This is a genomic window from Spirulina sp. CCY15215, from assembly GCF_016888125.1.
Taxonomy (GTDB): domain Bacteria; phylum Cyanobacteriota; class Cyanobacteriia; order Cyanobacteriales; family Spirulinaceae; genus CCY15215.
The window spans coordinates 1-15,385 of sequence record NZ_JACSWA010000253.1 but is presented as its reverse complement, the minus strand read 5'-3'; the positions used below and the strand labels follow the sequence as shown (position 1 = coordinate 15,385).

General features: G+C 43.4%; 14 protein-coding genes. 8 read left to right on the top strand and 6 right to left on the bottom strand.

Going from position 1 to position 15,385, the window contains the following annotated elements; all coding sequences use genetic code 11:
- Nucleotides 1-434 precede the first annotated feature (434 nt).
- Complete coding sequence (locus JUI58_RS02390; protein WP_204102143.1) at nt 435-2,045, top strand: adenylate/guanylate cyclase domain-containing protein; 1,611 nt, start codon at nt 435-437, stop codon at nt 2,043-2,045.
- Nucleotides 2,046-2,157: 112 nt separating this feature from the next.
- Here the strand turns inward: JUI58_RS02390 and JUI58_RS02385 are convergent, their stop codons facing one another.
- From JUI58_RS02385 to JUI58_RS02375, 3 genes are all read right to left on the bottom strand, one after another.
- Nucleotides 2,158-2,889, bottom strand: coding sequence for an RNA methyltransferase (locus JUI58_RS02385; RefSeq protein ID WP_204102142.1), 732 nt, complete (start codon nt 2,887-2,889; stop codon nt 2,158-2,160).
- Nucleotides 2,890-3,096: 207 nt separating this feature from the next.
- Nucleotides 3,097-5,250 carry a protein kinase gene (locus JUI58_RS02380; protein ID WP_204102141.1) on the bottom strand — a complete coding sequence of 718 codons (2,154 nt, stop codon included), beginning with the start codon at nt 5,248-5,250 and terminating at the stop codon, nt 3,097-3,099.
- A 108-nt stretch (nt 5,251-5,358) separates the two neighbouring features.
- The gene (locus JUI58_RS02375; RefSeq protein WP_204102140.1) at nt 5,359-6,603 is read right to left on the bottom strand and encodes a pre-peptidase C-terminal domain-containing protein; all 1,245 of its coding nucleotides are present in this window, start codon (nt 6,601-6,603) and stop codon (nt 5,359-5,361) included.
- A gap of 147 nt (nt 6,604-6,750) precedes the next feature.
- Between JUI58_RS02375 and JUI58_RS02370 the strand changes: the two genes are divergently transcribed.
- The 3 genes from JUI58_RS02370 to JUI58_RS02360 all read left to right on the top strand — a co-directional run bounded on the left by JUI58_RS02370 (nt 6,751) and on the right by JUI58_RS02360 (nt 9,612).
- Nucleotides 6,751-6,975 carry a DUF2997 domain-containing protein gene (locus tag JUI58_RS02370; RefSeq protein WP_204102139.1) on the top strand — a complete coding sequence of 75 codons (225 nt, stop codon included), beginning with the start codon at nt 6,751-6,753 and terminating at the stop codon, nt 6,973-6,975.
- Between the two features lie 78 nt (nt 6,976-7,053).
- Complete coding sequence (locus JUI58_RS02365; RefSeq protein WP_204102138.1) at nt 7,054-8,007, top strand: helix-turn-helix domain-containing protein; 954 nt, start codon at nt 7,054-7,056, stop codon at nt 8,005-8,007.
- A gap of 27 nt (nt 8,008-8,034) precedes the next feature.
- Nucleotides 8,035-9,612, top strand: a complete 1,578-nt coding sequence (locus JUI58_RS02360) for an Hsp70 family protein (RefSeq protein ID WP_204102137.1) — start codon at nt 8,035-8,037, stop codon at nt 9,610-9,612.
- A gap of 150 nt (nt 9,613-9,762) precedes the next feature.
- Here JUI58_RS02360 and hisB read toward each other — a convergent pair whose 3' ends face one another.
- Entirely contained in the window at nt 9,763-10,389 is a 627-nt protein-coding gene (gene hisB / locus JUI58_RS02355; RefSeq protein ID WP_239121217.1) for an imidazoleglycerol-phosphate dehydratase HisB, read from the bottom strand.
- Between the two features lie 45 nt (nt 10,390-10,434).
- The gene (gene fabI / locus JUI58_RS02350; RefSeq protein WP_204102136.1) at nt 10,435-11,217 is read right to left on the bottom strand and encodes an enoyl-ACP reductase FabI; all 783 of its coding nucleotides are present in this window, start codon (nt 11,215-11,217) and stop codon (nt 10,435-10,437) included.
- Between the two features lie 214 nt (nt 11,218-11,431).
- On the opposite strand from fabI, the gene ntcA reads away from it, so the two are divergent.
- Genes ntcA through JUI58_RS02335 form a run of 3 tightly spaced genes read left to right on the top strand, consistent with a single transcriptional unit; the run spans nt 11,432 to nt 14,006 of the window.
- A complete protein-coding gene (gene ntcA, locus JUI58_RS02345; protein WP_204102135.1) occupies nt 11,432-12,109 on the top strand; it encodes a global nitrogen regulator NtcA in 678 nt (225 codons plus the stop codon).
- A gap of 23 nt (nt 12,110-12,132) precedes the next feature.
- Complete coding sequence (locus JUI58_RS02340) at nt 12,133-13,611, top strand: DUF3084 domain-containing protein (RefSeq protein ID WP_204102134.1); 1,479 nt, start codon at nt 12,133-12,135, stop codon at nt 13,609-13,611.
- Complete coding sequence (locus tag JUI58_RS02335) at nt 13,608-14,006, top strand: pre-16S rRNA-processing nuclease YqgF (RefSeq protein WP_204102133.1); 399 nt, start codon at nt 13,608-13,610, stop codon at nt 14,004-14,006. The genes JUI58_RS02340 and JUI58_RS02335 overlap by 4 nt, the downstream gene beginning before the upstream one ends.
- 20 nt (nt 14,007-14,026) lie before the next feature.
- Here JUI58_RS02335 and JUI58_RS02330 read toward each other — a convergent pair whose 3' ends face one another.
- Nucleotides 14,027-14,206, bottom strand: a complete 180-nt coding sequence (locus tag JUI58_RS02330) for a hypothetical protein (protein WP_204102132.1) — start codon at nt 14,204-14,206, stop codon at nt 14,027-14,029.
- Nucleotides 14,207-14,551: 345 nt separating this feature from the next.
- Here JUI58_RS02330 and hemJ point away from each other — a divergent pair, with 345 nt between their 5' ends.
- The gene (hemJ, locus tag JUI58_RS02325; protein ID WP_204102131.1) at nt 14,552-15,142 is read left to right on the top strand and encodes a protoporphyrinogen oxidase HemJ; all 591 of its coding nucleotides are present in this window, start codon (nt 14,552-14,554) and stop codon (nt 15,140-15,142) included.
- The last annotated feature ends 243 nt before the right edge of the window (nt 15,143-15,385 follow it).

The following is a 15,385-nucleotide window of genomic DNA, read 5'->3' as shown; positions in this document are numbered from 1 at the left end:
CAGAAAGGTAAGCGTACAGTTAGGTTTCGATCTAACCAAGGCGTGTAGGGCAGTCTTGGCTCTGCCAAAGCGGTATTTTTTGGATTCTCTTTCAAAAGAATATCGTAAGCGCGTGGAGCGTGGTTTTAACAAGGGGCTGTGGGCGGAACCTGTGTCCGCCCTTTAAAAGCCCCGCCCGCTCCACGCATCCGCTTAGAATCCCCGTCTCTTTAGAGCGGGGAGAAGTCAAAACTGGTTGAGAAATCGCAATTAGCTCATGCCGCGATCGCCCTTGGATAATCGGGAACGCACCACCCCAGCAAACTCGCTAATCTGCTGTACAAAGAACTTGCAGCCTTTTTTTGTCGGTAAACTTTGCTAGGCTGAAAGCAAAGCTCTCCCTTACCGGGAGTACATCGATCGCGAAATCTCAATTCCCATCCCCTGATTAAACGATGACCGAGCTAAAACTGCGCTTGCATCTTGAGGGCAGTCCTGAAAGTATTGTCCGCGTTACGACCAATGAATTCATCATTGGCCGTCTGCCTGAATGCGATATTTGTCTCCCTTTCTCAGAAGTTTCTCGCCATCACAGCCGCTTATTTAAAGGGTCTGAAGACCAATGGTTTGTTGAGGACATGGGCAGCACCAATGGCACTATTGTCAATCAGAATATCATTTCCGGGGCTTACAAACTTCAGCCCGACGATGCCATTCAAATCGGTAATGCGTTCCTTTTTGTCTCTCTGGTGGATGGCGAGATCGGCAAAAGTACCCTCGTGCGCGATCGCAATACGATTTTACGCAGCGCGGAAGAACTACAAAAACAATGGTTGAATGTTGATAAAACAGGTCCCGGTGAAGGGAATTCCCAAAGGGCGATCGCGCGATTGCGTCATTTGGTCGAAATTGCCAAAGATCTCAGTTCTGCGGAATCCATTGAAGCTATTTTTGAAAAAGTGCAGAAGGTGGTATTTGAAGAAATCAAAGCAATTCAGCGATTTGCCTTATTAGTTGATGTCTTGGAGGATGGGGATCTGCAACTGATCGAAGCCGCTTCGAGGCGAGGTCCGGAACCCTTGGAAACCCATACCTACGATTGGATCGGACGCAGTATTTGCAAGCGGGTTTTTGCCGACAAAGTGGCGATTAAAACCGTTGATGCGCGAGAAGATGAGCGTTTTGAAGGGGAACACAGTATTTTAGTGAAAGGGATTCGCGGTGCCTTAGCAGTGCCGATCTGGGACCGCGATCGCGTTGTGGGAGTTCTCTATGCCGATGCCAGTTTGAAACTCAAAAGTTCCGATGCAGCAGAAGATGAAGAAGATTTGAGCTTTTTTTCCACCCTTGCCAACCTCGTCGCCTATAGTGTCCAGCGTTGGCTGCTGACCCGTAAACTGCAAGAAGAAGCCAAAATTCGCCAACAACTCGAACGCTATCACTCCCCAGGGGTAGTACAGCAGTTGATCGCCGTCGGTGCCTTAGAAAATGGTCGCCTCGAACCCAAAGAAGCGGAAATTAGTATTATTTTTGCCGATATTGTTGGCTTTAGTGATATGTCCGAGCGTATGAACCCCAAACAGATTGCTCGTTTATTAGATCGCTTTTTTGAGGAAATGCTTAAATCCGTTTTTGATCGAGGGGGGACATTGGATAAATTTATCGGCGATTGTATTATGGCCTTTTTTGGAGCGCCAGAACCCCAAGAAGATCACGCCGATCGCGCAGTCATGGCAGCATTAGAAATGTTGCAGCGTTTGGATCGACTCAATGAAGCTGGAATTTGGAAACAACCTCTACAATTGCATATTGGCATTAATAGCGGTAAAGCCGTGGTGGGGGATGTAGGGAGTTCTCAACGGGTAGACTATACCGTATTGGGAGCCGCCGTGAATCTAGCCTCTCGTTTGGAAATGAGTTGTCCTCCCAGCGAATGTACGATTTCTGGGGCAACTTATCAATTATTGCGACAAAAAGAGGGATTTTATTTGATTGGTGAGCGAAATTTTAAGGGTATTAATCGACGTATTCCCGTCTATCAAACCAGGAGAAACAAAAAACAATAAATTAGAGGTGTTTTTCTTTTTTCCTTTCTTAAAATGATTTAATTACATTTATGCTCTTTTCATCCACTGCACCCCAACTAACCGGAAAATCTCTCGAAATTTGTGCAAAAATTTAGGGCTTGAATATTTTTGTCAGTTGATAATTGACTTGTCTGAGAATACCACGCAGAAGGGCAACTTCTTGAGAACTTGGCATCGCTCGATTATAGAGTGTTCGGAACTTTTCCATCCGTGCTTTGGCAGTATGAGGATGAAGATAACCAATTTTTAACAATATTTCTTCTAGGTTTTGATAATATCCTTCTAGTTCATTGAGAGAAGCTATTGCAACGGAATGAGAGGGTTCTAAAGGTTCTGTATTTTGAGAGGCTTTGTAAAGTTCGTAAGTACAAACTGTCACTGCTTGAGCTAAATTTAAAGAAGAATATTCCGCGTTAGCAGGAATCCCCAAAAAACGTTGGGCATAATTCATTTCTTCGTTACTTAAGCCGCGATCTTCTCGTCCAAAAATTAACGCAGATGCTGTATTTTCTTCTAATAACCAAGGTAAAACAAGATGAGGAGGTTCGAGAGAAACAGGTAGATCTCGACGCACTCCTGTGGTGGCGATCGCCCGGTGACACCCTTGCAGGGCTTCAGGAAGGCTATTCACAATCCTAGCATTAGCCAGGATATCACGACCGCGTACCGCCATTAATTTCGCTTCCTGACTATGGCGATCGCAGCGAGGATTTACTAGCACTAACTGAGATAATCCCATATTTTTCATAATTCGCGCCACCGATCCTACATTTAAGGCCCCAGCAGGTTCCACCAAAACGATCCGAATTTGTCCTAAAATCATTGATAGGTATGATAGTTGATAGTTGATAGTTGATAGTAGTGAGAGCATCTTGCTCCTTAGCTGCAATAATAGTTGATAGTTGATAGTTGATAGTTGATAGTAGTGGGAGCATCTTGCTCCTTAGCTGCAATGATAGTTGATAGTTGATAGTAGTGAGAGCATCTTGCTCCTTAGCTGCATAAGTTAGCTGCATAAGTTTTAGTTAAATTATATTTTCCAAATTGCGATCGCCTTATCACCGCTTCCTGTTGCCACAAAACGACCATCCGGACTAATCGCAAAATAATTAATATGATGCTGATATCCAGTTAGCGTTAGAAGTTCTTTCCCCGTGATTAGATTCCAAAACTTGATAGTTCTATCAGCACTACTACTAATTAACGTTGTACCATCTTGACTAATTTTTACACTATTAACATAGTTGCTATGATTATTTAAAACATACAGTTCTTTTCCCGTCTTCAATTGCCAAACTCGGATCGAAGTATCCGCACTAGCACTAACTAAAATTTCGCCATCTGGACTAATTGCCAGATCGTTAATAAAACCCGTATGTCCATTTAGAGTTTTTATTTCTTCTCCTGTCTGTAAATCCCAAATTTTAATGGTTTCATCTGCACCTCCACTCGCCAAAGTTGTTCCATTTGGACTAATTGCGATCGCATTAATAAAACTCGAATGTCCCAAGAGAGAGCGTAATTCTTTCCCCGTTTTTAAACTCCACACCTTTAAACTCGCATCAGCGCTTCCACTGACCAAAGTTTCGCCATCAGAACTAATCGCTAAAGCATTCACAAAACCGGAATGTCCCTGTAAAACGTGCAGCATTTCTCCAGTTTCTATATTCCAAATTCTAATGGTTTTATCTGCTCCCGTACTAACTAAAATTTGTCCATCTGAACTCATCAGGATCGCATCAACAAAACTCGTATGTCTGTTTAAAGTCTTGACAATTGCTCCGGTTTCTAAATTCCAAATCCTAATCGTTTTATCCGCACTCGCCGCAATCAAAAAATTACCATCAAAAGTTATCGCTAGAGCATTGACAAAACTGGTATTTCCTGTTAAGGTTTTCAATAACTTTCCCGTTTCTAGTTCCCAAACTTTAATCGTTTTATCTGCACTGGCACTAATTAATAATCGACTATCGGGACTAATCGCTAGATCGTTAATAAAACTGGTATGTCCCGTTAGAGTCTTGGCAATAGGAATATTTTTTCCCTTCTCTATTCTTCCCTCACGAGCCAAGAAAGGCAAAGCATATTGATAACCCTGCCAGCTACTATATCCTCCTACAATTACCAGTAAAGCCAAAATAATCAAACTCAACAGCCATTTGTTTTGTCGTACTTCGACCTCTTGAGGAACAGTAGGACTATCAGGAGAAAGTTGAATTTGAGTGACTGGTAAACGTTCAAGTTGCGTCCTAGACTTATTGCCAGAAGTAAATTTTTGTAAGCGATCAATCGTCTCTAAAATCTCTCTCGTATCCGTGGGGCGATCGATCGCCCGATAAGCCATCAATTTATCAATAAAATTGGCAAATTCTGGAGAAATATCGGGAGCAAATCTGCGCCAATAAAACTCATTCGTATAGGGATCGTAAATATCTTTATCTTCGAGTTGCTTCCCCGTTAATAAATAAATAAAAGTGCGTCCCAGGGCATAAAAATCCGATTGTGGTACCGCATGACCTTGCTGCTGTTCTGGGGGAGTATAACCCGCAGAACTGACCTTGGTAACATTGCCCGAATGACCCATTCTGGCTAAATAAGTATAGGTCATTTCCCGTGCTGTACCAAAATCAATTAATACTAATCGTCCCGTGGAACGAAGCATAATATTTTGTAACTTAATATCGCGATGGAAATAATTTTTCCGGTGAACCAAATGAAGAATTTCGGTAATCTGTTTGAGCCAATCTAACGCTTGTCGTTCATTAATTAAAAGATTCCCTTGTTGCAACATCCACTCTTTTAAATTCGGCCCGTCAATTTTTTCCATAATGAAACAGTGGACGGGTTGGGAACGATCGCGGGGAAAATATTGAAAATAGCCCTGGGAATCGATTTTGGGAATTCCAGTATGATCCAGTTGACTCAAAACCGTTGCCTCTTGTACGAAGAGTTCAACCGCTTTAGTATTACTGTTGTGCTGTTGCTTGAGAGTTTTGAGGATTTTTACAGGTTGACCGTCCTGAACCTCATAAATATTAGCAAAACCACTACTATCACTCAGTAAACTTACCACTCGATAGCGATCGAGCAGGAGCAATTGAGAGCCACACTGACAACATAAGGGGCTATCGGTGTTAGCGGGGTCTTCGGGATAAGGACAATCGGGATTAATGCAGTAGCTCATGGATGGCTACAAAAAAGTTCTACTCACTACTTTGACATACTCTTGTCATGAATTGCGATCGCAATCTCAGAGGAAATTCTCAGATTCGTATAATTTTCTTGATTGGCTTTATTGATTGGCCTCCTCAGTAGGAGATTGAGGGAGAATCTTCAAGCGATAATTACCTCGATCTTCATTGTTGTATCCATTAACAAAAATGTAATAAATCCCATCATAGGGAAGCGTAATCGCCAAACTCGAATTTTGATTGCCTTCGCTGGCATCATCATTTTGTCCGAGAACATCTCGTTTTTCGTTGAGTAAAGCTAAAAAGGGGTCGAAATCGGTGCTTTCTAGACTAATGACAATTTGTTGTCCGGCTTTGCCCACAAAACGATATTCGTCATATAAGCTGCCATCTTCGGGGTAGACTAAATCTCCGTCTGCTAATTGTCCGTTTTCAAACAAGAGGATTTCTGAGTTTGGTAGGTTTCCTGCTCCAATATCAGGAAGAGGGGTAACTGGAGGACGGATAGCAAGACTAGGGGTTTCGTCATCGTAACTGCCTGCATAATTAATCGTGCAGATGGTATCGCTATTAGGGCGATCGCCACAAGCAACCCCACTAACGCGAAAATCGAGATTAAAAATCTTATTGCGGCTGCTGCGATTGGGGTCGCCGTCATCTAAAATCAGCATCATTACTACGGTACTCGGAGTTTCTCGGCCATAGCTGAGATTTTCTGCTGCCCCACCGCTAAAGGTGCCATACTTGGCCAGTCGTTCCACAAATCCGAGGCTATTGCTTCCCGTGTGACCTTCTTCTCCAGATACGGCCTGATCCATCACCAGTTCCCGAGCCGCTTGGGACATCCCCTCAGAGTCCATGAGGGGGAAGAGAGGACGAAGCGATCGCAGGTACTCAATAGCTTCCTCTAAAGCAGCCACCCCTTCTTGAGTTTCAAAAGGCGCTTCACCAGGCAAATTGAGGGTATTACCATTAAAAAACTGCCTTTGCCTTGACAACCAATCCGCATAAGAGTTGGGATTAGTTCTGGCGCGATTCATTTCGCGAATGATATCCGCTTCAAACTGGGAAAACTGTTCCGTTTCTGAACTATTATCAGAATCTTGGGCAGAATCTGGATCGGAATCTTGGACAGAATCTGGATCGGAATCTTGGACAGAATCTGGATCGGAATCTTGGACAGAATCTGGATCGGAATCTTGGGCAGAATCTGGATCGGAATCTTGGGCAATATCCATTGCCACTTCCCCCCTAGCGATCTGGGGCAATTGAGGAACTGCCCCGACGGAATGGGGAATAATTAATGTGCTGAGGAGCGCGATCGCGCTAGATCGAATCAGGTTCATAAACTTGTTGATTAAACTTGCCTAGACAGAATCCGATAAATTTGAGAATGCCGATGACCGGAAATCGAGTTGGGGTACAATCGGGAAAAATAAATAAACTAAATCCTGTTGAGGATTATAGCGATTTTTGGGAGGAAGTTTTCACCGATGGCTGAATATCAAAAGATTGAATACCGCATTGGCAAAGATGGCAAAATGACTGAAACGGTTTTAGAGGGAGCTTCTGGGGAGCAATGCCTAGACCTTACTCGCGATATTGAAGGCTGTTTAGGTGAGGTAAAAGAGCGCGAACTCTTGCCAGAATACCATCAAGAGCCAGAAACTCTTGTGGAAACTCAAGGACAAACCCAATTTATCCAACAAAGCAATTAAAGTTGCTGGGGAAGGGCGATCGGTAAGCAGGAATGTCCATTCATTTTTTAACTTTTTATTTTTCAATGGCTGAGGGTGATGGTAGAAGAACCCAATCTTTTTTGGTTTGGTCTGGTCTTGTGGTTGGGCGGAACCGCTTATATGCTTAGTTTTCTGGGGACGAGGAGGAGCGATCGCGGCGATCTAATCGGTCTATGCGAATTCGATCCTGTCTTGCGCGATCGCCTCGAAGGGGTCGGGATTTTCAGTTGGAATGTTCTACAGCGCAAAGCGGGTTTAACGCCGACGCAAATGGAACAAGTCCGACGGGGTAAATTAGAGCGACTGACTCTACAAGAATTGAGCCAATTGGCAGGCATCTTGAATTGGTCTCTGGAGGAACTGCTACAAAATTATGGTTATTCTTTTCCTTCTTTGGGGGAAGCCTTTCAAGAAATTGCCCGATTGCATCAGAAATATCGCGAACTGCAACAGGAACGAATTACGATTCAACAACAGACGCAACAGCATCAATCATCATTAGAAGGGGCATCTCAACAAATTGCACTCCTACAAGAACGTTATGAGAATTTGGAGCGAGAAAAACAGAAAAAAATCGATCTGTTGACCCTAGACTTGCAAGATACTAATAATCAAGTCGTCCAATTGCAACAACAATGTCGGCGCTTGCGATCGGAACTGCAAGATAATATCGATCGCCTTAACAGCGATATCAAGGAACAAACTTTTGAGCAATTACAAACCTTGATGATGAATTTTCCTACAGCTTGCGTGATGGCGGAAGCGAAACCCAATTTACCTGCCAAGAATTTTATTGCTCTCTTTACTCCCTTGAATAATTTATTGGCAACTTGGGGTTATGAGTCGATTGGTCGGGCGTGGGAACAGGTGATTTTTGACCCCCAAATTCATCAGCCCGATCGCGATGATATTGCAGCAGGAGATTTAGTTTTTGTGCGCTTTGTTGGCTATCGAGAAGGCGATCGCATTCTCTGTCCGGCCAAGGTTAGTCGCACTCTTCCCAACCAATAGATAAAAAGTAAAACGTAACCAGTAACAATGACTGCCATTGCGATTGATTTTGGTACAAGCAACACTGTTGTTAGTATTTTAGAACCGGATACCAATGCACCGAAAACCCTGCGATTTGCTCAAATTTCCCGCTTATTTAAGATGCCAGGAGAGACAGGGGAAATTCTTGATGTTCCGGTTATTCCCAGTTTGGTTTATATCCAAGGGAAAGGGGAAGTTATTATTGGCGAACAAGTGCGATCGCAGCGTTTGGGTTTATCGCAACCCGCCCGTTTTTTTAAAGGTTTTAAGCGGGATTTGGTGGCAGATTTTCCCAGTCCCCCTCGGGCGATCGATGGGGTTAATTACCAAGCGCGATCGATTTCTGAGCGCTTTCTACAAACCCTATGGGAAAATATACAAAAATTAGAAATTGAGCCGTCTGAGCTTATTTTTACGGTGCCTGTGGGTTCTTTTGAACGCTATCTCGACTGGTTTCGTGATTGGGGTGAAAAGATGGGGGCAGATCGAGTCCGTTTTGTGGATGAATCTACGGCCGCTGCGTTAGGATATGCTGTAGAAAATTTGGGTTCTTTAGTTTTGGTGGTGGATTTTGGCGGAGGAACTCTCGATTTGAGTTTGGTGCGGATGGAAACACCTGATGGGAAAAAAGATATTTTTAAAGCTAAGGTTTTAGCGAAATCTGATGCTTATTTAGGGGGGGAAGATATTGATATTTGGATCGTTGAGGATTATTTACGCCAAATGGGTTCGGATCGGGAGTCTTTAAGCGAGGTTGGTTGGCAAAATTTATTAGAAATTAGCGAAGTTTTAAAAATTCAACTCTCGAAAACTGAACAGGCTTCTGAAAGTTGGTTGGATGAAGAAACTTTTATGTCTTATGATTTGAGTTTGAATCGCGATCGCCTCGAAGATATTTTAGAACGCAATCAACTCCTTGAACAATTACGAGAGGCATTAGATGAGGTTTTAAGTGTTGCATTAGGAAAAGGAGTGAAAAAGAGTGAAATTGCACAAATATTATTAGTGGGAGGAAGCTGTTTAATCCCCGCAGTGCAAAATTTAATTGTTTCTTATTTTGGGCGATCGCGGGTTAAATTAGGTAAACCCTTTGATGCGGTTTGTCACGGAGCCTTAGCTTTAACCAAAGTATCGGAAATTGAAGATTATTTGCATCATAATTATGTAATTCGTCTCGTAGATCCCTCTACAGAAACTTATTTTTATCACCCTTTATTCGATCGCGGTAGTACCTATCCTTGTAAGTTAGAAGAATCAATTACTCTGCAAGTCGCTGAAAATGGACAGAAGGAAATTCGCCTTGATGTGGGAGAATTGGCCGAGTTAACGCGATCGGAAATTGTCTACAATGAAGCGGGAGTTATTTCTAGTCGTAAACTCTCCAAGCAAACAGAATATCGTTCCTTAGAAACCCACCATCAAGAAGTTTGTATAGCACATTTAGAACCACCAGGTCAACTCAAACAAAATCGTATTTCTGTTTGGTTTGAAGTGAATGAAAACCGTGTTCTATTGGCGACGGTTATTGACTTATTAACAGATAAAATACTGATGGAACGAGGCGCGATCGCCAAGTTAAAGTAATTAATGAGTCAAGAAAATAAAAATCAATAAAGAATTAAGTATATTATATCAAGATTTAGAATAATTTAGAGAGGCGATCGCGAGAAGCATGAGGATATTGCCGAGAAATACCTGCTAAAATTAACCCATGCGATCGCGTCAAAATCCGTTTTACAACACCCCTTTAGAACTGGGAATTTGCATCGATCGACGCGGATCGATCGCGATCGCCATTCGCATCCCCCGCGCAAAGGCCTTAAATGTCGCTTCGATAATATGATGAGAATTAACGCCGTCTAATTGGCGAATATGTAATGTCATTTGAGAATGATTAACTACTGCCACAAAAAACTCTCTCACCAATTGCGTATCATAAGTTCCCACTCGCTGAGTTGGGATTTTTAAGCCATAACTCAAATGAGGTCGCCCAGAAAAATCCAGCGTTACCTGTACTAACGCCTCATCAAGAGGGGCAAAAAAATGCCCAAAACGGTGAATACCCTTGCGATCGCCCAGTGCCTCAGCCAGAGCCATCCCCAAAGTAATCCCCACATCCTCATTCGTGTGATGGTCATCAATTTCAATATCCCCCGTCGCCTCCACATCCAGATCCAACAGTCCATGAGAGGAAATCTGTTGGATCATGTGGTCAAGAAAGGGAATACCCGTCTTAGCCGTACACTTCCCCGTCCCATCCAAATTCAAACTCACCCGCACATCGGTTTCCTTCGTCGTCCGATGGACAGAAGCCACGCGGGGAGTATCGCTAGACATTTTTTTCTCTTTTCGATTACCCATTATCAATCAATTATCAATTATCAATTATCAATTATCAATTACTTATTACATCCCCATAATTTCGTAGCCAGAATCAACATAAAGCACTTGTCCGGTAATCCCACTCGCGAGATCGCTACACAAAAACGTTGCTGCATTGCCCACTTCTTGCTGTGTCACCGTCCGTCGTAGGGGGGCAACTTCCTCAACATGGTGAATCATATCTAGAATACCGCCAACTGCCGAAGAAGCCAACGTGCGAATCGGTCCGGCTGAAATTGCATTAACGCGAATATTATTCGGCCCCATTTCCGCCGCTAAATAGCGCACGCTCGTTTCTAACGCGGCTTTTGCCACCCCCATGACATTATAATTGGGGATCACTTTTACACCCCCCAAATAAGTCAGAGTCACGATCGCGCCGCCATTTTCCATCATTAACGGTTTTGCCCCTTTCGCCAATGCGGGCAAAGAATAACTACTAATTTCCAACGCTGTCGAAAATCCGCCTCGGGAAGTACTGCTAAAATCTCCCGATAGGTCATCTCGGTTAGCAAAAGCCAAACAGTGGATCAAAATATCAAGATTTCCCCATTTGTCCGCGATCGTCTTAAAAACCGTCTCGATTTGCTCGTCATCTTGGACATTACAGGGAACAAAAACTGTTGGGTTGAGAGGTGCAACTAATTCTCTGACCTTTTTTTCAAACCGTCCCTTTTCATCTGGCAAAAAAGTTACCCCTAACTCAGCCCCAGCAGCGTGCAGTTGTTGGGCGATACCCCATGCAATAGAGCGATTGTTGGCAATACCCGTAACAAGCGCTTTTTTTCCCGTTAAATCTAATAACATTGCGATCGCTTAGTAATTCTAAAAAATTAATTGACCCAATATCCCAGAGTACAGGCAAGAGGGGAAGAGGGGAAGAGGGTAGTGTGGGGAGTGTAGGGAAAAGGGAGAGGGAACAATTTACTCATTCCTAATTATCGAGGATTGACGAAGATAGGTTAAAGTTATCGATAATCCAAGCTCTTTTATCTAGACCTTTTCTTCTCGAACGTTGGCAATGGAATTTTCCCCCACTCAAACTCAATCTCTAGCATCCGTATTCCGTCAAGTCGGAGGCGGTTCATTTCCACCTATTGTAGAAAGCTGCGAGCGAGGTAAAACGATCTTTTTTCCTGGCGATCCGGCTGAACGAGTTTATTTTCTGCTCAAAGGTGCGGTGAAATTGTCGCGGGTTTATGAAGCTGGAGAAGAAATTACCGTGGCATTACTGCGGGAAAATAGCGTTTTTGGCGTGCTTTCTCTCATTACGGGACAGCGATCCGATCGCTTCTATCATGCTGTCGCTTTTACTCCCGTTGAGTTACTATCTGCACCGATTGAGCAGGTTAAAAAAGCCCTTACAGCTAATCCAGAGTTAGCGATGCTGATGTTGCAGGGACTCTCCTCGCGGATTTTGCAAACGGAGATGATGATCGAAACTTTGGCACATCGGGATATGGGGTCAAGACTGGTTAGTTTTTTATTGATTCTCTGCCGCGATTTTGGCGTACCGACGGCGGATGGTATTCGTGTCGATCTAAAATTGTCTCATCAGGCGATCGCCGAGGCGATCGGTTCAACTCGGGTCACGGTCACGAGATTACTGGGAGATTTACGTCAAGAAGAAATGATCTCCATTCACAAGAAAAAAATTACTGTTCACAACCCTGTTGCTCTCAGCCAGCAGTTTACCTAGTGGGTTATTAATATCGATAAATCATGACCAGTGCCTACGTCCTCATTTTCGCCATATTGGTTTTAGGCGGCTTTCTCGCCGTTGTGGGCGATCGCATTGGTTCAAAGGTCGGCAAAGCGCGTTTGCGGTTATTTGGGCTACGTCCTCGCAAGACAGCAGTTGTCATGACGGTGGTAACGGGGACGAGTATTGCTGCATCTACCCTCGGCATCATTTTTGCACTGAGCGAGTCTTTGCGGGATGGGGTTTTTCGCTTAGACAAAATTTATACAGATCTCCACAAGGCACAGCAAGAATTAGCACAGGCTTTTGTGGAACAAGAGCAAGTGACACAAACATTACAAGAAGTCAGTCAAGATAAAGAGCGAGTCGAAAAAGGTTTGAAAAATGTTCAGAAACGCTATCAAGAAACAACCAAACAAGCGCGAAAATTAGGCGGTGAGGTTAAACAACTTCGAGTACAACGAGAAAAATTAGTGGCTCAAATTCCCAAACTCCAAGAACAAGTCAAACAGAGGGATCTCACCATTCGCGATCGCGATGGTAAGATTCGCGATCGCGATGGTAAGATTCGTGATCGCGATGGTAAGATTCGCGATCGCGATGGCAAAATTGCCAACCAAGATAGTATTTTGCGCGATCGCACCAATCGTCTGGCCAGTTTGCAAACCCAACGCAATCTCTTGCAAGCTGAAATTAGCAAGCGAGATGGTAGGATTCAAGACCTTGATACGGTGATCGCCGATCGGGATACGGCTCTTCAAGGTCAAGAAGAAAACTTGGAACGTTTGGATCGTCAACTTTCTTTTCTCCAAGAAGAAGTTTCTCTCCTCGAGGAAGATCGTCAGAATTTACGCCAAGGAAATGTTGCTTTAGTGAAGGGAGAAGTGTTGAGTTTTGCTGTTTTGCGCGTGATTGAACCATCAGCCGCTCGCAGTGCAGTCGATCGCCTACTACAAGAAGCCAATCGCCGAGCGAAGGAAGCGATTCGCCCTCTAAATGTTGAGAATGATGGGCGCGTCGTGTTTATTACCCAAGCACAAGTCGAGCAACTACTAGAAAGAATTGAGGATGGTCAAGAATATGTCGTGCGAGTTCTTTCGGCGGAAAATTATGTGGAGCAAGAAGAACGGGTGCGGGTGTTTGCTGATGTGGCTTTTAATGAAAGGATTTTCCGGGAAGGGGAAACCATCGCCACAGTATCCGTAGAACCCGATCGGAACACGCGAGAAGATGTTAAAGAGCGTTTAAATATACTCCTCTCCGAAGCTCAGTTTCGCGCCCGTCGTTCGGGGGTTTTAGGCTCGATTCAGATTGAAGAGGGAAGAGTGGTCACGTTTTCGGATTTTATCGATCTTCTCAGCCAATCGTCGGAACCCATCGAGCAGATTCAAGCGATCGCCATCGACGAAACTTATACTGCTGGACCGCTAAAAATGAAATTAATTGCTCTGAGTGATGATAAGGTCATTTTTAGCACTACTTCTGAGTCTGCCTCATGATTTTAGGATTCGATCCCGGACGAGATAAATGCGGGCTTGCAGTTATGGATAAAAATCGCCGAATTTATACTCATTGTGTTGTTGAATCTCCCGAGGCGATCGCCTCTGTGGGTAAACTTTGCCAACAATATTCTATTCAAAAAATCGCGATGGGAAATCTCACTACCGCCGGACAATGGTACAAACAGTTAAAGGCGGAATTAGGACAAGATTTTCCCATCGAGATGGTAGATGAGGGCAATAGTTCTTTGGAGGCTCGCGATCGCTATTGGCAAATGTATCCTCCTCGAGGCTTCATGCGCTTACTTCCTCGCGGTATGAGGCTTCCTCCTCGTCCCGTCGATGATATCGTAGCGATTCTTCTCATCGAGCGGTATTTGGCACAACAGGAATGAAAATGAGCTTTTATTTTCTTTTAATCTACTGTTTTTAACAGCCCGTGGCGAACGCCGTAGAAAATTCGTTCGATTAAGGTGCGATCGGTTTCGTTGAGGTCTTCTCGTCGTAGGAGAGCAGACATATTTTCGCAATCGATTTGAGAAATGGTGCGAGAGGAAAGAATTTGAGTGGTGAGTTCGCGAATTCTGGTATTCATGGCGTGTTTACAAAAAGGTTTTATTTAAAATGTTTTATCTCTTTCCTCTAATATCCTACGTTTTTGTAGCTTTTACTGTGATCCCCAATTTTTTCTTTTGCGATCGTAAAGTTATTTTGTCGCGATCGCACTACCATTAATTGGGTGATCCTCGTCACGCAAACCAAAATTCTTTGCTGTTCTCAATTTGCTTTCTGAACTTGCTGAAGAGTTTGCCCTTGGGGAGGCGATCGCAGGGGAAAGGCGATCGGGTACTAATTTTAACTTTTGTTGCGCGATCGCTCTTGCAACCCAATCGACACTCTAAACTCGCTTTGATGAGTTGCTCGATAAGAAATAAAATTTATGGCTTATTTTTGGTTTAAGGCCTTTCACTTGATTGGTGTTGTGGTTTGGTTTGCTGGGTTATTTTATTTAGTTCGTCTCTTTGTCTATCATGCGGAAGCCTCCCAACGAGATGAACCCGCACAAACCATTCTCAAGGCGCAATACGAAATCATGGAAAAGCGTCTCTATCACATTATTACCATGCCGGGAATGGTGGTAACTGTGGCAATGGCGATCGGGTTAATTTCCACGGAACCGGAAATTTTAAAATCTGGTTGGTTACATATTAAACTTTTTCTGGTTGCGCTCTTAATTGGCTATCATTTCTTCTGTGGACGCATTATGAAAAAATTGGCACAAGGAGAATGCAACTGGACAGGGCAACAGTTTCGTGCTTTAAATGAAGCACCAACGATTTTATTAATTACCATTGTCCTGTTGGCTGTATTCAAAGGTAATTTGCCTTTAGATACAACAACATGGCTAATTTTTGCCCTGGTCGTTGCTATGATAGCCTCCATTCAACTTTATGCGAAAAAGCGGCGCAAAGACAAAGAACAAATGTTAGAAAGCATTCAACAACGAACATCAGTTTCCTCAGCAAGTTAACCCAAGTTAATTTTAAGTTTGCGATCGCCTTTCCTGAAGTTTTGTCGGGATGTGATCTCAAATCTGGTTAATGGGTTAGCAAGGGAGCAAGATGCCCGCACTGCTGCCACCCTTGGGTATTACCGTAGTGGGAGCGTCTCGCTCCCTAGATTTTTAATTTAGATTTTTAATTTAGATTTTTAATTTAGATTTTTAATTTAGATTTTTAATTTAGATTTTTAATTTAGATTTTTAATTTAGATT